A 22,757-nucleotide genomic window follows, 5' to 3' on the forward strand; every position below is an offset into this window, starting at 1 on the left:
GGTTTGGTTTTGACCGGGGGAGCGGGGCGATGATCGAAGAAATGGAAACGTTGTTGAAGCACTGGGGCGAGCAGACGCGGCGGTGTGGCTCGGCCGGTGGTTTGGGCAGTCCGATGGCTACGATTATGGAATGGGGTGGTTGCGCACCACGCGGCACGCCTGGGCCCCGGATCCTTCTCGATGCGGGGGCTGGCATTGATGCTGTTGCGCAGGAAGTCGCGGCGGCGCTGGCAGAAGTTGGGCGGCAGGACGCTCGTGGTCAACAGTTGGAGCATTTGGCTGTGCTGCGTTATACGGATGACCCGGCGCCGCCGTGGACGATGCAGATGCATCTACTGGAATCCGGGTCGCGCGCAAAGCAGACCTACTATGACTGGGTGCATAGCCTGCATCTGCGACTGCTACAGGTGTTGGCTGACCGGTCTGGGGCGCGCAAGTGGCTTACCGCTGGTCAGGGCACTTTGCCTCAAAGTCTCCTCAAAGCTGCGTCAAAGTTGCGTCGAGTCAGTTAACCGAAATTGCCCCCTTTTCGGTTCCGTACTCAGAGGGTAAAAAGTCCCCACGATATGGAATTTGCGCCTCGGCGCTGACCTCGCACGTGCTGTGCAGCTTTACCCGGTTTCCCTAGACCGGTCACTTGACCCCGCTTCGGCGGGGTTTTCTATTTCTGCCCGATGGGTGTCTGCATATGGAGTATCAGCATGGGCGAGCCAGCAAGCACGGCTGCAACTGTTGTCGTGGCCGGCGGTGCCGGTGCTGCTGTAACCGGCTTGTTCACCGGGATTGATGCGCTTGCCGTGATCGGTGCTCTCGCTGGTGCGCTGGTGTTCTTCACCACCACCGAAGAGTTGCCGGTGTGGAAGCGGGTGGTGTTTCTTCTGGTGTCCTTTGTCATGGGCTATCTGTTTGCCCCGGGCCTCGGCGAGTTGGAGCTGTGGGGCATTCGCCCGTTCAAGCATTCAGGGCCGGCTGCATTCGGTGCGTCGGTACTGGTTGTCACGGTTGCTCTCGCCATCATCAAGCGACGCGGTCTCGATGCCGAACCGCATGGGAGGCAGGATGGATAGTCACCTGATGCAGGCGGTTCTGACCCAGGCCACGTTCTGGTTGTGCGTGGCGCTGTTCGTTCGGCTGTTCACGTTCAAGCGCCTCGGCGCACGCTTCCGTCGTGACATGAGCTGGCTTGCTTGGCTGGTGATGGTGGCGTGCGGCGCGGTCATCGTTTACATCGGCAAGGGCCAGTTGATCATGCCGCGCAATTCGTGGCCGCTGGTGTTGCTGCTCGCGGTGTTCGTCGGGTCGGTGTGCCAGAGTTCGGGCAACCTGGCCCGGGTGTGGAGAGTGGGCTGATGGCAACTGAACCAAGGGTTTACAACAGCCGCTGGGACAAAGCCCGACGCACCTATTTGTTGAGCCATCCGCTGTGCGTGATGTGTGAGCAGCAAGGGTTGGTCGAGGCGTCCCGTGTCGTGGACCACAAGATCAAACATGGGCTGAAGGCAGCGATCCTATCTGGTAACAAGGCCGCAATCGCGAAGGCGCAGCGGTTGTTCTGGGATCAGGGCAACTGGCAGGCGCTGTGTAAGGTGCATCACGATTCGACCAAGCAACGCGCAGAGAAGCGCGGGCACGAGATCGGATGCAGTGAGCACGGCCTTCCGCTGGACCCGCGTCACCACTGGGCTCAGGGCTGAAATTTGTGTGTGGCACGCCAGTTCCCCTTGGTGGCGCACCGAAAGGGTGCGGAACGCCAGTGCCCCGGCGGGGGTGGGGTGAAAAGTCTGGACCTTTTACCTCCCTGACCCCTCGCCCTGGTTTGTGTGCAAAAGCGGGAAAAATGGGGGGGTACCCCTTCGGTATGTTTGATGCGTGTGCGTGAAATCTGAGGTTTGAAATGGCCGGAAACGAGAACTCCGGGCGACCCGGGAAGCCGGCCGTCGTCCACTTAATCAATGGCAACCCCAGCAAAAAGAACCGCGCTGACCTTCTCCGCGAGCAAGCCCAGCCGGTGATGCCGGTAGAGGCGCCGCCGATGCCAGACTGGCTCGACGATGACGCCCGGCGAGAGTGGGAGAGGGTGGTGCCCGATCTGGTGACCCTCGGACTGATCTCTAAGATGGACATGCAGGTCATGGCCCAGTATTGCGAGGCAGTGTCCGACTACCGCCGCTGGACCTTGAAGATCCAGGAACTGAACGACAGCCTCTCCGCGTCAACACGCGGCGATGTGCAGACCTACCGCACGGGCGCCCAGGACCTTTCGATCTGGCGAAAGCTGCGTAACGACGCCGAACGCCGCGCCAACGATGCCGGCGGAAAGTTTGGGTTCTCACCAATGGCGCGGCGTTCGCTGAAGCCTGCTGCGCCTCAGGGAGACCTGTTCCCCAATGACCACAAACGTATCGCCGACACCTATTTCTGATAGGGCCACCTGGTTTGCTCAAGAAGTCGTAGCGCGACGAATCATCGCCGGACCAGACGTGCGTAACGGCTGCCAGCGTCACCTCAATGACCTCAAGCAAGGCCCGGTTCGCGGGCTGCGCTGGGATCTGGCGGCAGCTCAGCGCGCAATCGGGTACTACGAAGATGTGTTGTGCCTCAACGGCGGTGAGTATGAGGGCCAACCCTTCATCCTAAATCCTTGGCAGGCGTTCGTGATTGGCTCGCTGTTCGGCTGGAAAGCCGCAGATGGCTACCGCCGCTTCCGCACCGCGTATGTCGAAACCGGCAAGGGCTCGGGCAAATCGCCACTGGCAGCGGGCATCGGCCTACTAGGAATGACGTCCGACGGCGAGGCGCGCGCCGAGGTGTATGCGGCCGCGACAAAGAAAGACCAGGCAATGATTCTGTTCCGTGATGCCGTGGCGATGGTCGATCAGTCAGAACTACTGGCCGAACGTATCGAGCAGTCAGGCCGTGGCGAAAAGGTGTGGAACCTTGCACACGCAGCGTCTGGCAGCTTCTTCCGTCCGATCAGTGCGGACGACGGCCAGTCAGGCCCGCGCCCACACATCGCGCTACTAGACGAAATCCACGAACACAAAACACGCATGGTTGTGGACATGATGCGGGCGGGAACAAAAAGCCGCACGCAAGCGCTGATCGTGATGATCACCAACAGTGGGCACGACCGTACAACCATCTGTTACGACTACCACGAATACGGTATTGCACTGTGCAAGGGCGACAAGCAGGACGACAGTTTCTTTGCGTTCATCTGCTCGCTCGATCCAGGTGACGATCCGATCAAGGATGAAGGGTGCTGGTATAAATCGAACCCCAGCCTAGCGTTCGGGAGGCCAGGTGATGTAAACGGCGGGGTGCCTGGACTCAAGTATTTACGTGAGCAGGTCACCGAAGCCAGGGGCATGCCTTCCAAAGAGTCGAGCGTGCGCCGTCTGAACTTTTGTGAATGGGTGGACGCCGAGAATCCATGGCTGGCCGCCAACATTTGGCTGGCTTGCGAGGATGACTTTGACGTCGATGAAATACCTGAGGGCGAGCCTTGTTACGGCGGGCTCGACCTCTCCGGTACCCGCGACCTTACCGCACTGGTACTGTTCTTTCCGCGTCTGAAAAAGGCCCTGTCGTTTTTTTGGACGCCCAAGGACAGCCTGCTAGATCGTGCGCGCGTTGACCGGGTGCCTTACGACGCCTGGGTGCGCGGTGGCTTCTTGAATGCGCCACCAGGCATGGCCGTGGACTACTCGGCTGTTGCCACTCTGGTCGGCGAACTCGCTGTTCGGTTCAGTATTCAAGGCATAGCGTTTGACCCGTACCGGATCAAATACTTCACGCCCGAACTTGAAGCTCAGGGCATCGAAGTGCCATTGCTGCCCCACGGCCAGGGCTACACGGTTTCGAAAGAAACCGGGCTGTGGATGCCGCGCTCAATTGAACTGACTGAAACACTGCTCACCGAGCAGGGCATCACGATTAAAACCAACCCTGTGCTGCGGTGGAACGCAGCCAGTGCGGTGCTGGATGCGGACCAAAAAGACAATCGAATATTTGCCAAGCGTAGGAGTACCGGGCGAATCGACGGCGTTGTTGCGCTGGCGATGGCCATCGGTGCGGCAGATCTGCAACCTGTCTTTGCTGGCGACCGCGACGGCTTCTTCGATAATCCGATCATGGTGGGACTTTAATGGCACGCGATAAAAAGACCGGGCGAGTTCGTGCCGCCCTCCAGCAGTGGCTGGGCGTGCCGATCGGGTTGAACAACAGCGCCTTTTGGCAGGAATGGTTCGGCACCTCCAGCAGTGGCAAGTCGGTGACCGTAGACAGTTCGTTGCGCTTATCCACGGTGTGGGCCTGTGTACGGTTGCTGTCTGAGTCAGTCTCGACGTTGCCCCTCAAACTGTACAAACGAATGCCCGATGGTTCCAGGCAGCCGGCCACTGACCACCCACTGTACCGGGTGTTGTGCCGCTCTCCGAATATCGAGATGACGCCGCAGCGCTTCATGCTGATGGTCGTGGCCAGCATTTGTCTGCGCGGCAATGCCTTCATCGAAAAAAAGATGATCGGCAGCCGCATCACGGCATTAGTCCCGCTGTTGCCTCAGTTCATGAAGGTGGAGCGGGCCCGCAACGGTCGTTTGGAGTACACCTACACCGAGAACGGTGTGCGGCGTGAAATTCCTGAAAAGACGCTGGTGCATATCCGTGGCTTCGGTCTCGATGGCGTTTGCGGGATGCTGCCCATTACAACGGGCCGCGACATAATTGGTGCTGCCATGTCGGCTGAGGAAGCCGCCGCCAAGGTGTTTGCCAATGGCTTGCAAGCCTCGGGTTTCTTGACTGTGGAAGGGGGCGGTGCCCAAGGCGCAGGAACCCTGACCGACAAACAACGCGAATTGCTGCGGTCCAGTTTAGCCGCGTTCAGTAGTTCAACCAACGCCGGTAAGACGATGGTGTTGGAGGCCGGCTTGAAGTACCAGGGGATCACGATGAACCCCGAAGCCGCTCAGATGCTTGAAACGCGCTCGTTCAACGTCGAGGAAATTTGTCGATGGTTCCAGGTGCCCCCTTTTATGGTCGGGCACATGGACAAACAGAGCAGCTGGGCGGCGAGCACAGAGGTGCAAAACCTGCACTTCCTTACCAACTGCCTACGGCCCTTGCTGGTCAACATCGAACAGGAAATCTCCCGATGCCTGATCGGCGACCTGGACTCTGAAGAGTTCTTTGTGGAGTTCTCAGTTGAAGGGCTGTTGCGGGCAGACAGCGCGGGCCGCTCGGCCTACTACAACAGCGCGTTGGATCATGGTTGGATGAACCGCAACGAGGTCCGGCGCAAAGAGAACATGCCGCCGATACCTGGTGGGGAGGTCTACACCGTGCAGGGTGCGATGGTATCGCTGGAGTGGTTGGGGCAGAACGGTGGGCTTTCCGCAAAAGCAGCCAAGTTCATGCAAGACCTTATGGCCGCTAACGATACCGGCGACCAAGCAACGATCCGCCTGGCCTACGCCGAGGCAGCTAAGGCGCTGCAAGCGGGTGACCCTGACGGCACCGTGATGGCTCACGCGTTGATCTCTCTCGACCGGCTGAACAAGGCCGCCTGACACCTTCGGAGTTTCCATGACTATTAAATCGCTTCCGGCCGCGCCGGCGGCTCGGCCGCGCTCGGACGTTTCTTGCGATATGTCGCCGTTGGCGCTTGATCGCTGGAACCCCGAAATCCGGGCGGCTGCCGATGAAGACAACACTATCTCGATCTACGACCCTATCGGCTACGACTATTGGACGGGGGAGGGTGTGACCGCCAAGCGGATCAGCGCTGCTTTACGCTCCATGAACGGCGCTGACGTCATCGTCAACATTAACTCTCCGGGCGGTGATGTGTTCGAAGGGCTTGCGATCTACAACTTGCTCCGCGAACACAAGGGCAAGGTGACGGTTCGTATCCTGGGGCTTGCTGCGTCGGCCGCGTCGTTTATCGCCATGGCGGGAGATGACATCCAGATCGCCCGTGCAGGGTTCCTGATGATCCACAACGCATGGACCATCGTTGGTGGCAATCGCAACGACATCCGAGAGGTCGCTGACTTCCTGGAGCAAATCGATACGGCCCTAGCTGATATTTACGCGGTCCGCACCGGCGACCTCATCCAGGACATGCAGCGCCTGATGGATGCCGAAACGTGGATGGCTGGTTCGGTTGCAATCGAAGAGGGTTTTGCGGACCAGCTGCTGCCGTCCGATGCCACCAAACAAGAGGCTAAGGCCGGGAGCCCGCAACAGATCGCGGCGCGCCGGCTGGACGTCATCCTCGCAAAACAAGGGATGCCGCGCAGTGAGCGGCGTTCGCTGATTCAAGACATCAAGACCGGCAAGCCAGGCGCTGCTGATCAGGGTACGCATGACGCTACCAACCCCCAGGCCATTCCGGCCGCCGCCATTGCTGAGTTCGAACGGGCTTTCGCCCAATTCAAAACAGCAGCCTCAACAGTACCTGGAGTTTGATACATGCCCGATACCGCCGAACTACTCAAGAACGTCTCTGCCGAATTGGCAAAGGCCAGCAGCGAATTCAGCCAGAAAGCAGAGGCTGCCCTGACCGAAGCCAAAAAGGCTGGAACCCTTTCCGCTGAAACCAAGGCTGCGGTCGATGAGCTGGCGACTAAGCACAACTCGTTGATGGAAGCTGAAAAGCAACTCAAGGCCAAACTGGGCGAGCTGGAGCAGGAGTTTGCCCGTTTGCCATCCCTCTCGGCGCCGCAGCCCCGCGACAGCCTAGGCGGCACGGTGATCAAAAGCGAAGCGCTTAAATCATTCGCTGCCAGTATCGAGGGCAACAAACGGCTGAGCATTCCAGTCAGTGCCGCGCTTCTTTCGGGTGATGTACCTGCCGGTGTGGTCGAGCCACAGCGTCTTCCTGGTATCGACAGTCTCCCGAAGCAGCGTTTGTTCATCCGCGATTTGATCGCATCTGGGCGTACGACTTCGCCGGCTATCTTTTGGGTGCAGCAAACCGGTTTCACCAACGCCGGCAAGGCCACGGCAGAAGGCACTGCCAAAGCCTACTCGGCAATCCAATTTGCCGCGAAACTGACGGGTGTGTCGACCATCGCCCATATGTTCAAGTCGTCCAAACAGATCTTGGACGACTTTGCGCAGCTCGCTTCGACCATCGATGTCGAAATGCTGTATGGGCTGAAATATGTAGAAGAACAGGAAATTCTGTTCGGCGACGGTACCGGTGTGCACATGCACGGGATTGTTCCTCAGGCATCCGTTTTCGCTCCGGCATTCGATGTCGAGGACCAATCGGGTATCGATGATCTGCGACTTGCAATGCTCCAGTGCCAGTTGGCGCGACTGCCTTCCAGCGGCCACGTGCTGCACTTCATGGACTGGGCCAAAATCGAACTGACCAAGGACTCGCTGGGCCGTTACATCTTGGCCAATCCACTGGGCCTGGCGGGTCCTGTTCTTTGGGGGCTGCCAGTCGTTGCCACTGAGGCTGTTGGTTTCGAGGGCAAGTTCCTCACCGGTGCATTCCAAACAGGTGCCCAGCTCTTCGACCGCGAAGACGCGAACGTCGTGATCAGCACCGAAAACGCGGATGACTTCGAAAAGAACATGATCTCCATCCGCTGTGAAGAGCGGGCGGCGTTGATCGTGAAACGTCCAGAAGCATTCGTTTACGGTCCGTTCACTGCACCTGCTCCGGCGGGTGGTTGAACTTGATTCGGGCCGCCCTTGGCGGCCCGTTGGAGGTCACAATGAAACTGATCACGCTGAAACCGCTCTTTCTGGGTGGCTCGGTTGTGGTTGAGGGCAAGCCCTTCGAAACCATCGAGCAGCATGGCCGTGAGCTAATCACGAAAGGCTACGCGGTGCTGGATGAATCCGACGCTGAGCCAGTGGTGACGCTCGCTGAAGAGCCCACGGCTTTTGCCTTGGCATTCACCAGCGATCAAATTTTACCTACACCGCTGAGCACGGCAGCAGCTCGTATCGGTGACCTGCTGGACCCACCTGCGCCGGACGCATCTGATGCACCGGACCTGCTGGACCCGCCTGCGCCGGACGTGCCTGATGCGCTGGACCTGCTGGACCCACCTGCGCGGGATGCACCTGAGGCGTCGCAGAAGCCCGCTAACCCTAAAAAGAAAGCGAGCTGATTATGGGGGCAATCGATATCACCCTGGCCATGCAACACCTGCGTGCCGAAGTGGAAGATCAGGCGTACGTCCAGGTGCTGCTTTCCGCTGCGGAGGACAGTGCGGCCCAATACCTGCAACGTCAGTTTTACGCTGACAGTTCCGCCCTTGAGGTGGCTGTGCTTGGCGGGACAGCGGGCAATGATCCGCTTGTCATCACTGGATCGATTGTGGCGGCATGCTTGCTAACCCTGGGGCATCTGTACGCAAACCGAGAAGACACGGTAACCGGTATCAACGTCGCCTCGGTGGTTCAATTGCCTATGGGATCCCGAACGCTGCTGCATCCGTATCGGGTGCAGATGGGGGTATAGATGGCCTTTCGCGAACCTGGCGCTGGTGAATTAAACCGGAGCGTTCTAATCCGGCTGCGCGCAGATGAGCCAGCAACGGATATGGGGCTCGACTCGGTGTTCACGGATGAACGCCGCCGGTGGGCCAAGATTGAGCCGGTAGGTACAGCGGTTTATGCAACCGGGGTGCAGACTGAAAACAAGCTGACTCATCGCATTACCCTGCGCTTGTTGAAAGGAGTGACTGATGCCCATGAAGTTGTACACGGTGACACGATCTACCGAGTGAAGCGCAGTGCAGACCTAAACGGCACCCATCGTTTCACCCAGCTAGAAGTCGAGGAACTGGGTAGCGATCAGGCGGGAGATGATATTTATGGCAAACTCAGTCGGGGTTGACGGTTACATTCACATCGAGGGTTTCGAAAAGTTTGAGCGCGATGCTTTCGACAAGAAGAAAATCAAGGCTGCAATGCGTAAGGCCGGCAAGTTGGTTCGGCAGCGTGCACAGCTAAACGTCGCATTGTCCCGTGGCCAGGACAGCTACCCTGTGAATCGAACCGGCGCTTTGCTGGACTCGATCAACTTCAAGGTTTCCCGGTCGGGGTTTCTGGTGAAGATCGCGCCCTACAAAACGGGGGCGATGCATGATTACTACCCAGCCTACCTGCACTACGGGGTGAAGCTGGGCGGCCGTATCAAGAAGCTCGCGCCGGGCGAAGGTCGTGGTAAGAGCAACCGCCGTCGGAAGGGCGCTCGCGCTGCGCTGGTTGCTGACCGCAAGAGCAACGGCTGGCGCATTGAACCACGGGCCAACTACATGAGCGACGCCCTGCAGGACTCTTCTTCGGCAGTCCGTGCGATTCTGTCGCAGGCTTTCGCTGACGCGCTGGGCTGATCATCCTCAGATATTGACTCAATAAACAACCTCGCCACGGCGGGGTTTTTTATTACCTGGAACTCACCCATGAAGATCTCTCCAATCGTTGCCCACCTGCGTCAGTACTGCCCTAGCTTCTCCGGGCGAGTGGCCGGCGGCATTGATTTCGAGGCGGTAGCCGCCAGTGCAAAGTTGAGCCACCCCTCGGCATACGTAATCGCGGTGTCTGACAAGGCCACTCAAAATGACGTGCAGAACGGCCTGCGCCAGGTAATTACCGACTTTTTCGACGTGGTGCTGGTGGTGGACACCCGGGACGAGCGGGGTCAGGAAGCGGCAGATCTGACCCACCTGTTCCGTGCGGAGATCTGGCGGGCCCTGGTCGCCTGGGTGCCTGGCCCGGAATACACGCCGATTGAATACGGGGGCGGGGAGTTGCTTTCGATTAACCGTAGCCGAGTGGTTTACCGCTTCACCTTCTCGGCGGACTTCCAGATTGGCCGCAATGCGGCCACTGACCCGCCGGAAACGTGGGAAGAGCTGGAGTTAGATGGGCTGCCTAGTTTTGCCGGCATCACCTTCGACATGGACTGTATCGACCCGGCAGACCCCAACCTGCAACGACCCGGCCCTGATGGCCGCATCGAAGTGAAATTCTCAGGAGACGTAACCCCATGACCAAACGCATCACTGTGCGGCCGGCTGCTGGCCGTGCTGTGCCTGACCCGGACGCCGGCGACCTGTTGCCAGGAGCGGGCCGGGAGGTTCCAGACAACGCTTATTGGCGCCGCCGCCTGGCGGATGGCGACATCACCGTTGAAACCCCTACCAAGACTGCCAAGGCGGTAAACCCCGAGGAGCCTAAATAATGGCTATTGGATTCAGCAATATCCCGGCCGACATGCGCGTGCCGCTGTTCTACGCGGAGATGGATAACTCGGCGGCGAACACCGCTTCGTCATCCATGCGCCGCCTGATCGTGGCTCAGGTCAACGGTGATGCAGCCGCTGAGAACATCGGTTCTTTGGTGCTGGTGCCGAGCCTGGGCCTTGCCAAGAGCATTGGTGGTTCGGGCTCTATGCTCGCCGCGATGTACGAAGCCTGGCGAAAGGTAGATCCGGCGGGCGAGGTGTGGTGTTTGCCGTTGCAAAACACGGAAGGTGCCGCAGCGGCAGGGACGGTAACAGTGGTCGGCACGGCCACCGAGGCCGGGCTACTGAACCTTTATATTGGCGGCGTGCGGGTGCAAGCCACCGTAACCGCGGCAGCAACGGCCACTGTCGCGGCCGCTGCGCTTGCGGTGAAGATCAATGCTACTGCCGATCTGCCGGTAAAAGCCGTCGCGGCGGCGGGTGTGGTTACCCTGACGTGCAAGTGGAAGGGCGACAGTGGCAACGACATCGCATTGCAGTTGAACCGCCTGGGCAAAACCAGTGGCGAAATCACCCCCGCTGGTATCACCGTCACGCTGACCAAAATGCTGGGTGGCGTCGGCGTGCCGGATCAGGTCAGCGCCTTGGCCGCGCTTGGCGACGAGCCTTTCGAGTTCCTTTGCGTGCCGTGGTCCGACACCAACAGCCTGGACGCCTGGAAGGGCGCGATGGATGACAGCGTGGGCCGCTGGAGCTGGGCCAAGCAATTGTTCGGTCACGTCTACGGGGCGAAGCGCGGCACTATTGGAACCCTGGTGGCAGCTGGTCAGACGCGCAATGATCAGCACATGACGATCCAGGCCATGGAGCCCGGTGTGCCCCAGCCGTTTTGGGTGCAGGCGGCGTCGTTGGCGGCGCGCACAGCGGTGTTTATTTCCGCCGATGCCAGCCGCCCAACGCAAAGCGGTAGCCTGCCTGGTCTTGATCCTGCACCGGCAAGCGAGCGTTTCACGCTGACGGAGCGTCAGTCGTTGCTCAGCTACGGCATTGCCACCGCGTACTACGAAGGCGGCTATGTGCGTATCCAGCGCTCGATCACCACGTACCAGAAGAACGCCTACGGCCAGGCGGACAACTCTTATCTGGACAGCGAGACCATGCACCAGTCGGCGTTCATCATCCGCCGGATGCAGAGCGTCATCACCAGCAAGTACGGCCGCCACAAGTTGGCCAACGATGGCACCCGGTTCGGTGCGGGCCAGGCCATCGTCACGCCGAGCACGATTCGTGGCGAGCTGATTGCGCAATACACGCTGCTGGAGTTGGAGGGCCATGTGGAAAACACTGAGCTGTTCGCGCAGCACCTGATCGTTGAGCGCGACAGTAACGACCCGAGCCGGGTCAACGTGTTGTTCCCGCCTGACTACATCAACGGCCTCCGGGTGTTTGCGTTGCTGAACCAGTTCCGTCTGCAATACAACGACGCCGCTTAACCCATCACGCCGCATTTTCTGAACAACCCCAGCCCGCGATGTGCGGGCTTTTGCATTCTGGAGACTATGACCATGGGTCAATTAGTGGCGGGTACCACCTACGTCAAGGTGGATGGCGTGCAGCTGACTATCACAGGCGGTGCGGAAGCGCCCCTGATGGATGTGAAACGGGAAACGATTTTTCCGGGTTACTACAAGGAAGAGGAGTTGGCGCCGTACGTGAAGATGACCGCGATCCTCGGCTCTGACTTTCCAATCAAAACTCTGGTGAATGGCCGGGATATGACGGTTACCACCGAATTCAAAAACGGGCGTGTTTACGTCCTTGCCGGTGCGTATCTGGTCGATGAGCCGTCTTTCAAGGCTGACGACGGCACCGTGGAGTTGCAATTCGATGGCATCAAGGGGTCATGGCAATGAGCTTAACCGTAACGCTACAAGTCCCAATCGAGGCTCATGACAAAACCGTCACTGAGCTGACTCTACGTCGCCCGACTGTGCAGGAAGTCCGCGCCATCAAGTCTCTGCCCTACAAGCTCGGCAAGGACGAAGAGATCAACATCGACACCGAGGTCGCGGCGAAGTACATCGCGGTCTGTGCAGCGATTCCTTCCTCGTCGGTCAATCAGCTGGATCTGTCAGATCTGAATGATCTTGCGTGGGCCATTGTTCGTTTTTTCATGAGCGCGGCATCAGCGAAGTAACCGACCTGATCGCCGTTGCTTATGACCTGGCTTGGTTCTGGAAAACGGATCCTGAGCTGATGATGGCCCGCCCCCTGGACGTGCTCTGTGAGTCATTGGAGCACGCACAGCGAATCAATAAAACACAGCAGGCATAGCCATGGATAAGTTTCAGCTCAAGGCGTTGATAACCGGCGTCGATAAGTTGTCGCCAAAGCTGGCCGGTATTCAAAAAAACGTCGGGACATTCAGGAAGAATCTCGAAAAGACGGGCCTCGGGAAAATCGGTATTAAGGATCTGATCACCGGTGGTGCCCTGGCTGCGCCGTTTGCCGTCGGTACTCGGTCGGCGATTGAGTTTGAATCCGAAATGGCGAACGTTAACAAGGTCGTTAACTTTGACAGCCCCCAGCAATTCAAGCAGATGGGTGATGACATTACCCGTATGTCGGAAGTGCTGCCAATGGCTGCGGGGGACATCGCCAAGATTGTCGCGGCTGGAGGCCAGGCGGGGTTTGCCAGCAACGAGTTGTTGGGCTTCGCTGAGTCGGCGGTCAAGATGGGGATTGCCTTCGATCAGACCGCCGACCAAAGCGGGGAGATGATGGCGACCTGGCGTACATCGTTCAAGATGACCCAGGACGGTGTGACGGACCTCGCCGACCGCATCAACTATCTGGGCAATACCGGCCCTGCCAACACCAAAAAGATCTCCGATATCGTCACCCGAATTGGCCCGCTGGGTGAAGTGGCCGGGCTTGCATCCGGCCAGATTGCGGCACTGGGTGCGACCATGGCCGGGGTAGGGGTCGAGCAGGAAGTTGCGGCTACAGGCATCAAAAACTTCATGCTGGCGATGACTAAAGGTTCATCAGCGACGAAGGCGCAGTCGCAGGCATTCAAGGCGATTCGGCTGGATTCCAAGCAAGTAGCAAAGTCTATGCAGACCGACGCGCAGGGCACGATCCTGAACATTCTGGAGCGAATTGGAAAAGTCGATTCTGCGTCCCGGGTGGGTTTGTTGACCCAGTTGTTCGGGTCCGAGTCGGTTACCTCTATCGTGTCACTGGTCTCCAACCTCGATTTGCTCAAGGGCAATCTCACCAAGGTAGGTGATGCCACGCTGTACGCGGGTTCCATGGAAAAGGAATACGCGGCTCGCGCGGCAACAACAGAGAACAACCTCGGCTTGCTGCGCAATGCCACGACAAACGTGTCGAAGGCAATCGGCAATGCCATGTTGCCGGCCGTTAACGCGGTGGTGGATGCGGTTCGGCCAATGGTCGTGCAGTTTGCGAAGCTAGTAGAGGCGAACCCCGAGGTTGTGCGGGGTGTTGCCGCTGCCGGGATCGCGTTCACCGCGCTGCGACTTGGGATCGTTTCAACCATTGTTGCCACCAAGCTGCTTTCGTTTGCATTGAAGGCAAACCCCATCGGGCTGGTGGCGACCGGCATCGCACTGGCGGCGGGGCTTATTGTTGCAAACTGGTCAGCTATCGCCCCTTACTTCCAGGCGATCTGGGCCAAGATCAAAGGCCCGACCATGGCCGCCTGGGACATGTTCAAGACCTTTGTATCGTGGACCCCTATCGGCCTGATCATGTCCAACTGGGGACCGTTGACCGAGTTCTTCAAGGCGATATGGGGAGTGCTGGTTGCGATCTCTGTGCCCGTGATGGACTTCCTCAAGACGATGTTCGACTGGTCTCCGCTGGGGTACATCGTCAAGAACTGGGAACCCATCAGCGCCTGGTTCAAAAGCCTGTGGGAAAAACTACGGCCGATCATCGAGCCCATGATGAAGTTCTTCGGCGGCGGGGAGGGTGGTGACGGACTCATCGAAACCGCCACCGGCAAGGCCAATGCCTTTGCCGAGCAGCAGCGCCTGCGCAACGCGGGCGTCGGCGGCGGCACCGGTGAGTTTCTACAGGCGAATGCGGTGCAGTTGGCACAGAACCGGCAGTTGGCCAACAACTCCCAGATGGGAATAAGCCCTGGTCAACTGCTGCAAACCCCCAGCAAGTTGCCAGCACCGGGCAGTCTGCTGCAACAAACCGCCGCCGCCAACGCCCAGAACCTCAACGGCAAAATCGACATCAACCTGAACGGTGCGCCACCCGGCACCACCGTCGAACAGTCGCAAACCAACCAACGCGGCTTGACCATCAAGCCCAATATCGGCCAGCGCACGGTCGGCACGCAGAGGTAGCCAATGGAAAAAACGTGGCGTGATCAACTGCTGCCCGCATCGTACCGGGGTATCAGCTTTCTGATCGAGCAAGCGGCCGTCCCTGTCGGGCAGAAGGGCCAGCTGCATGAGTTCCCGCAACGGGATGAACCCTACTTCGAAGCATTGGGCAAGCAGGCGCAGGTCCACCGGATGAGCGCCTGGGTGATCGGTGACGACTGCTTTGAGCGACGGGACAAGTTGCAGGAAGCGCTGCAAACGCAGGGCTCCGGCGAGCTGGTACACCCGTGGTTGGGCCGCATGCTGGTCAAGGCGGGCGAGTGCGAGCTGACCCATGATCGCCGCGAAGGTGGCGTGGCCAGGTTTGAACTGACGTTCTATCCCGACGCGCCGCGTAAGTTTCCCACGGCAACGGCGAACACGCGGCAGCAGGTGGTCAAGTCGTCGGAGGGGCTGCTGGAGTCGGCCCTGGCTCGATACAAGGCCGCGATGGAAAAGATCGACAAGGCGCGGCTCAGTGTCATCGGGCTGCGCAATGGCCTGTCCGGTGTTTATGCCGCCATCCAACGCCAGTTCGCGCCGCTGGTTGGGTTGTTTACCAACCTCAGCGGGTTTGTGCAGTCGCTGATCAACTCGCCGGGTGCGCTGGGCGCGTTGTTCTCCAGCTATTTCAGCGACTTCACTGGGCTGGACTTCTCCAGTCCGGGGTCCAGTTACCTCGCGACGGTGGCCACCGCGTCGCAGCATGCGTCGGCGGTGTCCAGCATCAACACCGTCAGCCCCGCGAATGGAGCGGATACCAGCGCGATGGCCCAGGCTACCGCCGACCTGGTGCAGGACGCCCTGTTGGTGCAGGTCGGATTGATCATCAGCGAGATGCCTGTGTCAGTGCGGCCGCCGGTGATGGAGTCGGTACCGGCGATTGACCAGCAGGCCATCGCACCTGTCGTGCGGCCGGAAGTGCCGGTCGCTGATGACGTGATCGAGTTGCGCGACTCGCTCAGTGAGGCGATCTGGGAGGCGTCACTCAAGGCTGATCCTGATCACTATCGGGTGCTGACCACCATGCGTCAGGTGCTGGTCAAGCACCTGACCGCCGTGGCGGCGTCAGGCGTGCGCCTGGTGGACATGACGCCGGCGGAAACACTGCCAGCCCTGGTGTTGGCATACCGCCGCTTCGGCGACTCCACGCGAGCTGGGGAGATCGTCCAGCGCAATCGCATCAGTCACCCGGGCTTCGTCCCGCCGGTATCGCTCAAGATCGCCCAGGAGTAACCCATGCTCGATGCAGAGAATGCAGTCAGCCTCACCGTTGACGGTCTGGATTATGGCGGCTGGAAAAACGTGGAGATCTCCGCAGGACTCGAACGCCAGACCCGTGAGTTCAGCATGGGCATTACCTGGAAGTGGCCGGGCCAGCCGATCTCAATACCTATCCGGCAGGGCTCCAAGTGCCAGGTGCGCATTGGCGGCGACCTGGTGCTGACCGGCTGGGTGTTCGCCACGCCGATCAGCTACGACGACAAGATGGTCACGATGACGATCTCGGGCCGCTCGCTGACGGCTGATCTGGTGGATTGTGCGGCGGTGAACAAGCCTGGCCAATGGAGTGGCCTCGGGGTGCTCGCCATCGTCAAGGCGCTCGCGGCGCCGTACGGCGTGAAAGTGCGCAGTGAGATCAGCGAAACGGGAACGCTTTCCGACCATACGATTGAGCCGGGAGAAACGGTCTTTGAATCCATCGACCGACTGCTGACGGTGTTTCGCGTGTTCTCCACCGACGACGCCAACGGCATGGCGGTGCTTGCCAAGCCTGGTAGCGAAGGCTGGGCCAGCGACCGACTTGAGGTCGGGCGCAACATCCTGACTGGTGATGCGGGCTTGGATTTTTCGGGGGTGTTTTCCGAATACCGCGTGCTCGGTCAACGCAGCGGTACCGACGAAGAATTCGGCAAGACAGTGGCCGAAGTTTCGGCCGTGGTGGCCGATGATCGAACCACCCGTAAGCGGGTAATGATCATCAAGGAATCAGGGCAGATGACCTCGGCGCTGGTCAATGCGCGTGCCAACTGGGAAAGCGTCACCCGCATGGGCAAGTCGCTCAGCACCACCTACAAGGTGCAGGGCTGGCGGCAGTCGAACGGTGCGTTGTGGAAGCACAACATGCTGGTGCGGGTGGTAGATCCAATCATCGGCATGGACCGCGACATGCTTATTTCCGAGATCACCTATTCGCTCAGCGACAGCGGCACGGTGTGCACGATGGTTGTTGGCCCGCCGGACAGCTTCGAACCCGAACCGAATGACCGTCACAAAAAACGCAAGCTCAAGAAGGGCGGCAAGGCCGACAACTTTGAGTACCTCCTACCCGCTGACTGGAAGCCCAACGAATGAGCCTCATGAGTTTGTTTGTGCGCGGGACCGTGGTGCTGGCTGATGCCACGAAGAAGTTGCAGACCCTGCAAATGCGGCTGTTCGCCGGTGAGGTCAAGGACAACCTTGAGCACTTTGAACCCTACGGGTGGACAAGCAACCCCCTGGAAGGCGCCGAGGGCATTGCTGCGTTCCTCGGCGGTGACCGCTCCCACGGGGTGGTGCTGGTGGTCTCTGACCGACGTTACCGCATTCGGGAGATGGAGCCGGGAGAGGTGGCCATCTACACCGATGAAGGCGACAAGATCCACTTCAAGCGCGGCCGGATCATCGACATCGAAACCCAGACCCTGAATATCAAGGCCGGGGCTTCGGTGAACTTCGACACACCACTGATCACCCAGACCGGTCGGATTGTCTCCGGTGGCGATCAGGTCGCCGCCGGCGTCAGCCAGGTGGAGCATCTGCACACGGAGGTGCAAGTCGGCACCGCCCAGAGCGGCCCACCTGTTGGAGGTGGCGGATGATCCTCGCCAGCAATCGGGAGGCCTCCCTGGTGCGCGCCGTGGTGATCAGCCTGTTCACCTGGCGCCGCGCTGCGACAGATGACCCGCTCGACGACGATGAGCGTTACGGATGGTGGGGTGACAGCTACCCCAGTAGCGCCGATGACCGCATCGGCTCCCGGTTGTGGCTGCTACGGCGGGTGAAGCTCACCACCGATACCCGCCGTGATGCCGAGTACTACGCCCGTGAGGCGCTGGCCTGGCTGATCGATGACGGCGAGGTTGTCGAAATCGACATCCTCAGCGAGCAGTCGGGAGTCAACCGGCTGAACCTGCGGGTAATCCTCACTATCGACACCGGCGCGCGCCTGGAAATCAACTCAAACCAATTGTGGCAGGTGATCTATGCCGTTTGATACGCCAACGTTACCGGTGCTGGTCAACCGTACACAGAGCGACCTGGCCAGCGATGCGCTACGGCGCTCTGATGCGCAGGTGCTTTCACGGGCATTGAGCGGTACGGCTTACGGGCTGTATGGCTACTTGGAATGGATTGCACAGCAGATCCTGCCCGACACCGCCGATGAAGAAACCCTTGAACGTATCGCAAACCTTCGCCTGAACCAGCCCCGTAAAGTCGCCCAGGCGGCCGAAGGCACTGCCAGCTTCACGGCGGGTGCAGGACGGGTGGTGGACGTGGACACGGTGATGAAGGCCAACGATGGCCGGGCCTATCGTGTGACGCAGAGCGTCACTACGGTGGCGGGTACCAACGTCGCAAAGCTGGCAGCGGTTGACGCGGGCGCCTTGGGCAACATCGAAGCAGGAATGGTGTTGACGCTGATCCAGCCGGTGGAAGGGCTCGTCAGCACCTTTACGGTTCTGACGCCTGGCCTGGTGGGTGGCATCGCCCAGGAGAGCGTCGAGTCTTTGCGTGCGCGGGTGGTGCGCTCTTATCGTGTGATCCCTCACGGCGGATCGGCGGACGATTACGAAACGTGGGCTTTGGAAGTTCCTGGCGTAACCCGCGCTTGGTGTCGTCGTAACTTCCTTGGGCCAGGCACCGTTGGGCTGTTCGTAATGCGTGACAACGACTCCAATCCAACCCCGGCCCCTGCACAACTAGCCGAGGTAAAAGCCCATATCGAGCCGCTGCGACCTGTCACCGCAGAGCTGTACGTGCTTGCTCCGGTGCGGGTTTCTGTGGTGTATCAGTTGCGCCTTACCCCAGATACGGGCGCGGTGCGTGCGGCCGTTGCACTTCAATTACAGGACTTGCACAACCGAGAGGCGGGCCTGGGTGACGGCCTGCTGGTCAGCCACATTCGTGAGGCCATCAGCAGCGCCACGGGCGAAACCGATCATCAGCTTTTGGCACCAGTGGCAGACGTGCCAGCGGCGAGTAATCAGTTGCTGGCGTACGGGGGGTGCATATGGTTGCCGTGAGAACTGCTGCGCACTATCGCGCCCAGTTGCAGGCGCTGCTCCCAGCCGGGCCTGCTTGGGATCCCGAACTCGTCCCCGAAGTCGGACTGATCCTGTCGGGTGTTTCGTTGGAGTTCGCGCGTCTGGAGGGTAGGGCCGCTGACATTTTCAACGAAATGGATGCGGGCGGTGTTAGTGAGCTGGTACCCGACTGGGAAAAAGTCATGGGCCTGCCTGACGAATGCCTGGGCTTGAACCCCGCATTTGAAGATCGGCGCCTGGCAGTCCGCCGCCGGCTGGTGGAAGTCGGTGGTCAGCACCGCGCCTACTTCATTGAAATCGCGGTAAGCCAGGGCTACCCCGGTGCAACCATCACCGAATACCGAGCCCCGCGAATGGGGCGCTCACGTTTTGGCGCTGCGCACTTTGGCACCTGGGGTGCCCAGTTCATGTGGGCGCTGAACACTGGTGGGCGCCAACGTGTTGGGCGGCGCTTCGGTGCGAGCTTCTGGGGCGAGCGCTTCGGCACCAATCCCGGTGATGCACTTGAGTGCCTGATCCGCAGGCCGGCGCCGGCGCATACCGTCGTGCATATCAATTACGATTAAGGGGTGAGATGTGGATTTTCCAAAGAGTGTTCCGGGTGTGGGTTTGGTTAATGGGAAGTTTATTGACGAAGACCCGTTGGCGGCTACGCCAGGGTCGTTGATTCCTTCCGAGTGGGGTAACGCGGTTACTCAGGAAATCCTGAACGTGATTACATCCGCCGGCGCAGTCCCTGATGAGGCGAATACCGGCCAGCTACTGACGGCTATTGATAAAAAGATCGAGAGCAGTACCGTTTCATTTGCCACCCAGGCGGAAGCCGAGGCAGGAACGGTCACGTCGAAAGTGATGAGTCCGGCGAGGGTGTTTCAGGCAATCGCCAAAGTCGTGACCCAGGCGACAGAGGCCAAGTTTGGGTGGCTAAAACTAGCCACGCAAACGCAAACTAACAACGGTCTGGATGATGCCACAGCCGTTACCCCTAAAAAGCTGGCGTCTACCGTTCAAAGCCAGGCTTATTTGGCCGTTACTACGACAGGTACTAGTACCGCGTATGCCATTGCGCCGAACTATGATGCTGCTCCGTATGCGCCCAATCAGCGGTTCTTCATAACGTTCCACATAGCGTCCACTGGCGCCCCAACGCTTAACGCTTCGGGTCGCGGGAACCGCTCTTTAAAGATGTTCGACTATTCCGGGGCCAAGATCCCGGCTGTGGTTTACGCGGGTCAAATGTCCGACGTTGTATGTGATGGACTTGACTTTATCGTTCTCGACCAACCCCCACAGTACTTCACTCAAGATCTGTGGGCTTTCCAGCCCATCGGCGCTCTTATTTCGCTCGTTGACAATGTGCCCGTGCCGGCTCCACCGCTTGGCAATCCGAACTACACCTACATCAAACTTACGGCTGGTGACGCATATAACGCCGGCTTTCTGACGTCCGAGTCCGTGTCCGGCACGAAGCCACAGTTGCTTGCGTCGGCTGTAGTGAGTCTCGCAGGAAGCCCATTCAACGGGGCAACTGTTCGACTCATCAATACTGAAGGTCGGTTCATTCGGGCCGGGGCCCCCGGGACAATCGAAGCCGACCAGTTTCAAGGACACTCTTTCGGCGACCCTCGTTTGGGGGCCGGGTATATTCTTTCTACCCCTGGCAACGTGAACATCTCTTATTCAACCGGCGCAGACTACGGCACCGTCATCACGCGGATCGATGTGGCCACGACCGGTGTCCAGCTTGCTGCAAAAACTGACGGGACTAATGGCACCCCAAGAATCGGCAATGAAACCAGGGTCAAGTCTATGGGCGCCACTTTCTATCTGAGGATCAAATAATGCCGTATGCCGCCAAATGGGAAATAGCCACTGATAAAACTGCCTTTGAAAAGGACGGTAAAGATTTCATTGAGATCACTGATGAACAGTACCTTCAAGCTTTGGAGGGTATGCAGAATGGTCTGGCAGTTACCATCGACGACGGCTTCACAGTTGCGTTACCACCGCCTCCACCAGCTGCACCGCCTCCACCATCGCCTACTGACGATGAACTCTCTGTCGCGGCAATGGCTCAGCGCGATCAAGCGCTGGCGGTTGCAGCTATCCGCATCGCACCTCTACAGGATGCAGTGGACCTTGGTAAGGCAACCCCTGCCAAGATTGCACTTCTGAAAAAGTGGAAGGAATACCGGATCGATCTCGACGATGTTCCTGATCAGGAAGACTTTCCTCGGGTAATCGACTGGCCTGTAGCGCCTTCTTAAGTCAGTTGCCGAATACCAGCCACCCGCCATCGAGCGGGTTTATTTTTGCCTGGAGAAAAGCAATGGCTCGACTTTCTGAATCGCTCGCCGGCGGCCGCAACGCGCTGGCCTTCCTCGATATGCTCGGCTGGTCCGAGGGCACCAGCACCTCACCGGCCACGGCCATGGATGGCTACGACGTCATCGTGACTGGCATCGACCGTAAGCCTGAGGTGTTCAAGGACTTCACTGATCACCCGTTTGCCAAGGGGCGCGCCTCCAAGGTCATCAACAGCAAGGGACTGAAGTCCAATGCTTCCGGCCGGTACCAGCAGATGCTGAAGGACTGGCCGCACTACAAGGCACTGCTCAAGCTGCCGGATTTCAGCCCGATCAGCCAGGACCTGCTAGCCCTGCAACATATCCGCGAGTGCCGGGCTTTGCCTGATGTGCTTGCCGGTCGGATCGAGACGGCAATCTCGAAGTGCCGGAACATCTGGGCCAGCCTGCCGGGTGCGGGGTATGGCCAGCGGGAACACCGGTTGGAGGACCTGCTGAAGCAGTACCGCCTGGCAGGCGGGGTGATGTCGTGACGCCGTTGGAGAAGTTGATCGGGCTGGGCCTGGCGGTGATCTTACTGCTGGTCCTCGGCGCCAGCGTTGGGGTCTGGCGTGCCGTTGCTCACTTCCGGCCGCTGCTCGATGCGGCCAATAGTGACCTAGCCACCACCAATGCCGCCCGTGACAATTTGGTAACTCTGACGGGAGAGCAGGGCAAGAAGCTCGGCGAGCTGGTGCTGGCAGGTGAACTCCGGGAGCGGAATGCCGCGCTGGCACAGGAGAAAGCCGCGCAAGAAGCCCGGCCAGACTACGCCGCAGCCAATCAGCTATTGCGGGAGCGAACCGGCGGCGATCCTGCTCAGACTGCCGCGGCGATCATCGATCAGGAGTTGGGGTTATGAAGCTGCTACTGGTGGTACTGGCCCTGGTGCTGGCCGGCTGCGCGACCAAGGAACCGGCGGTGCGCACCGTTCGTGTTGAAGTGCCGGTGCTGGTGCCGTGCAGGACGAAAGAGATAGTGGTGCCGCCGTGGGCCGCCGTCGGGCTCAAGAAGTCCGACAGCCTGGAAGTGAAGGTACGGGCGTTGCTGGCAGAGCGACGGCAGCGGATCGGCTACGAGCGGCAATTGGTAGCGGCTATTACGGCGTGCCAGTGAGTGGCAATTTCCGCGCCAGTAAAAGCCGCTGATTCTCCCTGAACAGTTCGTCACGTTGCTGGGCTACGGCCATTAAGCCGTTTATCCGACGATCCATTTCTGAGGTTTCGCGGTTGAGTGCACCCACTTCGGCCAGTGCTTTCTTCAGCGATTCCTCGGCGAGAGCTTTCTCGGTGGACAGCGCATCATTCATCTGCACCAGCCCGGCGATGTTCTTCCGGGCATTGCGCAGCAGCGCCTGGGTTTGGGTTAGTTCGTCCTCGAGCAGCGCGCACTGGTGCTTGTACATTTCCAGAGGTGTGGGGCAGCCAAGCCACGCTGAGGTGTCTTCGTCAATGAGGTGCATGGTGGGTAAACTCAAGTACTGT

Annotated in this window: 31 protein-coding genes; 30 read left to right on the forward strand and 1 reads right to left on the reverse strand. The window is 59.5% G+C overall.

Translation table 11 applies throughout. The annotated features are described in order from the left end of the window. Positions 1-29: 29 nt before the first annotated feature. The 30 genes from DBR46_RS20640 (at position 30) to DBR46_RS20790 (ending at position 22,389) form a co-directional block, all read left to right on the forward strand. Positions 30-512, forward strand: coding sequence for a hypothetical protein (locus DBR46_RS20640; RefSeq protein ID WP_124527669.1), 483 nt, complete (start codon positions 30-32; stop codon positions 510-512). Between the two features lie 189 nt (positions 513-701). Beyond that, positions 702-1,067, forward strand: a complete 366-nt coding sequence (locus tag DBR46_RS20645; RefSeq protein ID WP_124527670.1) for a putative holin — start codon at positions 702-704, stop codon at positions 1,065-1,067. After that, positions 1,060-1,350, forward strand: a complete 291-nt coding sequence (locus DBR46_RS20650; protein WP_124527671.1) for a phage holin family protein — start codon at positions 1,060-1,062, stop codon at positions 1,348-1,350. The genes DBR46_RS20645 and DBR46_RS20650 overlap by 8 nt, the downstream gene beginning before the upstream one ends. Beyond that, on the forward strand, positions 1,350-1,694 hold the full coding sequence (locus DBR46_RS20655; RefSeq protein WP_124527672.1) for an HNH endonuclease: 345 nt from the start codon (positions 1,350-1,352) through the stop codon (positions 1,692-1,694). The genes DBR46_RS20650 and DBR46_RS20655 overlap by 1 nt, the downstream gene beginning before the upstream one ends. 200 nt (positions 1,695-1,894) lie before the next feature. Further along, on the forward strand, positions 1,895-2,422 hold the full coding sequence (locus DBR46_RS20660) for a phage terminase small subunit P27 family (RefSeq protein WP_124527673.1): 528 nt from the start codon (positions 1,895-1,897) through the stop codon (positions 2,420-2,422). Continuing rightward, positions 2,388-4,148, forward strand: a complete 1,761-nt coding sequence (locus tag DBR46_RS20665) for a terminase large subunit (RefSeq protein WP_124527674.1) — start codon at positions 2,388-2,390, stop codon at positions 4,146-4,148. Before DBR46_RS20660 ends, DBR46_RS20665 begins: the two co-directional genes overlap by 35 nt. Beyond that, positions 4,148-5,569, forward strand: coding sequence for a phage portal protein (locus DBR46_RS20670; RefSeq protein WP_124527675.1), 1,422 nt, complete (start codon positions 4,148-4,150; stop codon positions 5,567-5,569). Before DBR46_RS20665 ends, DBR46_RS20670 begins: the two co-directional genes overlap by 1 nt. A 16-nt stretch (positions 5,570-5,585) precedes the next feature. Continuing rightward, complete coding sequence (locus DBR46_RS20675) at positions 5,586-6,470, forward strand: head maturation protease, ClpP-related (protein ID WP_124527676.1); 885 nt, start codon at positions 5,586-5,588, stop codon at positions 6,468-6,470. A gap of 3 nt (positions 6,471-6,473) precedes the next feature. Next, the gene (locus DBR46_RS20680) at positions 6,474-7,691 is read left to right on the forward strand and encodes a phage major capsid protein (protein WP_124527677.1); all 1,218 of its coding nucleotides are present in this window, start codon (positions 6,474-6,476) and stop codon (positions 7,689-7,691) included. 41 nt (positions 7,692-7,732) lie between these two features. Further along, positions 7,733-8,134 carry a hypothetical protein gene (locus DBR46_RS20685; RefSeq protein ID WP_124527678.1) on the forward strand — a complete coding sequence of 134 codons (402 nt, stop codon included), beginning with the start codon at positions 7,733-7,735 and terminating at the stop codon, positions 8,132-8,134. A gap of 2 nt (positions 8,135-8,136) precedes the next feature. Continuing rightward, positions 8,137-8,487 carry a head-tail connector protein gene (locus tag DBR46_RS20690; protein ID WP_124527679.1) on the forward strand — a complete coding sequence of 117 codons (351 nt, stop codon included), beginning with the start codon at positions 8,137-8,139 and terminating at the stop codon, positions 8,485-8,487. Continuing rightward, on the forward strand, positions 8,488-8,865 hold the full coding sequence (locus DBR46_RS20695) for a phage head closure protein (RefSeq protein ID WP_124527680.1): 378 nt from the start codon (positions 8,488-8,490) through the stop codon (positions 8,863-8,865). Then, entirely contained in the window at positions 8,843-9,364 is a 522-nt protein-coding gene (locus tag DBR46_RS20700) for an HK97 gp10 family phage protein (protein ID WP_124527681.1), read from the forward strand. Before DBR46_RS20695 ends, DBR46_RS20700 begins: the two co-directional genes overlap by 23 nt. A 69-nt stretch (positions 9,365-9,433) precedes the next feature. Next, positions 9,434-10,024: a hypothetical protein gene (locus tag DBR46_RS20705; RefSeq protein WP_124527682.1), complete on the forward strand. Its 591-nt coding sequence runs from the start codon at positions 9,434-9,436 to the stop codon at positions 10,022-10,024. Further along, positions 10,021-10,215: a DUF2635 domain-containing protein gene (locus tag DBR46_RS20710; RefSeq protein ID WP_124527683.1), complete on the forward strand. Its 195-nt coding sequence runs from the start codon at positions 10,021-10,023 to the stop codon at positions 10,213-10,215. The genes DBR46_RS20705 and DBR46_RS20710 overlap by 4 nt, the downstream gene beginning before the upstream one ends. Further along, the gene (locus DBR46_RS20715; RefSeq protein WP_124527684.1) at positions 10,215-11,711 is read left to right on the forward strand and encodes a phage tail sheath subtilisin-like domain-containing protein; all 1,497 of its coding nucleotides are present in this window, start codon (positions 10,215-10,217) and stop codon (positions 11,709-11,711) included. Before DBR46_RS20710 ends, DBR46_RS20715 begins: the two co-directional genes overlap by 1 nt. Before the next feature lie 72 nt (positions 11,712-11,783). Next, the gene (locus DBR46_RS20720; protein ID WP_124527685.1) at positions 11,784-12,131 is read left to right on the forward strand and encodes a phage tail tube protein; all 348 of its coding nucleotides are present in this window, start codon (positions 11,784-11,786) and stop codon (positions 12,129-12,131) included. After that, entirely contained in the window at positions 12,128-12,415 is a 288-nt protein-coding gene (locus DBR46_RS20725; RefSeq protein ID WP_124527686.1) for a phage tail assembly protein, read from the forward strand. The genes DBR46_RS20720 and DBR46_RS20725 overlap by 4 nt, the downstream gene beginning before the upstream one ends. Positions 12,416-12,554: 139 nt before the next feature. Then, positions 12,555-14,603, forward strand: a complete 2,049-nt coding sequence (locus DBR46_RS20735) for a phage tail tape measure protein (RefSeq protein ID WP_124527688.1) — start codon at positions 12,555-12,557, stop codon at positions 14,601-14,603. 3 nt (positions 14,604-14,606) lie between these two features. Beyond that, positions 14,607-15,857 carry a DNA circularization protein gene (locus tag DBR46_RS20740; protein ID WP_124527689.1) on the forward strand — a complete coding sequence of 417 codons (1,251 nt, stop codon included), beginning with the start codon at positions 14,607-14,609 and terminating at the stop codon, positions 15,855-15,857. A 3-nt stretch (positions 15,858-15,860) separates the two neighbouring features. Continuing rightward, positions 15,861-16,976 carry a phage baseplate assembly protein gene (locus tag DBR46_RS20745; RefSeq protein ID WP_124527690.1) on the forward strand — a complete coding sequence of 372 codons (1,116 nt, stop codon included), beginning with the start codon at positions 15,861-15,863 and terminating at the stop codon, positions 16,974-16,976. Continuing rightward, the gene (locus DBR46_RS20750) at positions 16,973-17,482 is read left to right on the forward strand and encodes a phage baseplate assembly protein V (protein ID WP_124527691.1); all 510 of its coding nucleotides are present in this window, start codon (positions 16,973-16,975) and stop codon (positions 17,480-17,482) included. Before DBR46_RS20745 ends, DBR46_RS20750 begins: the two co-directional genes overlap by 4 nt. Beyond that, positions 17,479-17,877 (forward strand): phage GP46 family protein, encoded by a 399-nt coding sequence (locus DBR46_RS20755; protein WP_124527692.1) that lies wholly within the window; start codon positions 17,479-17,481, stop codon positions 17,875-17,877. Before DBR46_RS20750 ends, DBR46_RS20755 begins: the two co-directional genes overlap by 4 nt. Further along, entirely contained in the window at positions 17,867-18,907 is a 1,041-nt protein-coding gene (locus DBR46_RS20760) for a baseplate J/gp47 family protein (protein ID WP_124527693.1), read from the forward strand. The genes DBR46_RS20755 and DBR46_RS20760 overlap by 11 nt, the downstream gene beginning before the upstream one ends. Then, positions 18,895-19,494, forward strand: a complete 600-nt coding sequence (locus DBR46_RS20765) for a YmfQ family protein (RefSeq protein WP_124527694.1) — start codon at positions 18,895-18,897, stop codon at positions 19,492-19,494. Before DBR46_RS20760 ends, DBR46_RS20765 begins: the two co-directional genes overlap by 13 nt. A 10-nt stretch (positions 19,495-19,504) precedes the next feature. Continuing rightward, positions 19,505-20,770: a hypothetical protein gene (locus tag DBR46_RS30580; protein ID WP_256659347.1), complete on the forward strand. Its 1,266-nt coding sequence runs from the start codon at positions 19,505-19,507 to the stop codon at positions 20,768-20,770. Continuing rightward, a complete protein-coding gene (locus tag DBR46_RS20775; protein WP_124527695.1) occupies positions 20,770-21,195 on the forward strand; it encodes a tail fiber assembly protein in 426 nt (141 codons plus the stop codon). The genes DBR46_RS30580 and DBR46_RS20775 overlap by 1 nt, the downstream gene beginning before the upstream one ends. A gap of 62 nt (positions 21,196-21,257) precedes the next feature. Further along, positions 21,258-21,767, forward strand: a complete 510-nt coding sequence (locus DBR46_RS20780) for a glycoside hydrolase family 104 protein (protein ID WP_124527696.1) — start codon at positions 21,258-21,260, stop codon at positions 21,765-21,767. Continuing rightward, entirely contained in the window at positions 21,764-22,135 is a 372-nt protein-coding gene (locus tag DBR46_RS20785; RefSeq protein ID WP_124527697.1) for a hypothetical protein, read from the forward strand. The genes DBR46_RS20780 and DBR46_RS20785 overlap by 4 nt, the downstream gene beginning before the upstream one ends. Then, positions 22,132-22,389, forward strand: coding sequence for a hypothetical protein (locus DBR46_RS20790; protein WP_124527698.1), 258 nt, complete (start codon positions 22,132-22,134; stop codon positions 22,387-22,389). Before DBR46_RS20785 ends, DBR46_RS20790 begins: the two co-directional genes overlap by 4 nt. Here DBR46_RS20790 and DBR46_RS20795 read toward each other — a convergent pair. Further along, a complete protein-coding gene (locus DBR46_RS20795) occupies positions 22,373-22,735 on the reverse strand; it encodes a hypothetical protein (protein WP_124527699.1) in 363 nt (120 codons plus the stop codon). The genes DBR46_RS20790 and DBR46_RS20795 overlap by 17 nt on opposite strands. Positions 22,736-22,757: the final 22 nt, after the last annotated feature.

It is taken from the genome of Pseudomonas sp. KBW05 (assembly GCF_003852405.1).
In the GTDB taxonomy this organism is placed as follows: Bacteria; Pseudomonadota; Gammaproteobacteria; order Pseudomonadales; family Pseudomonadaceae; genus Aquipseudomonas.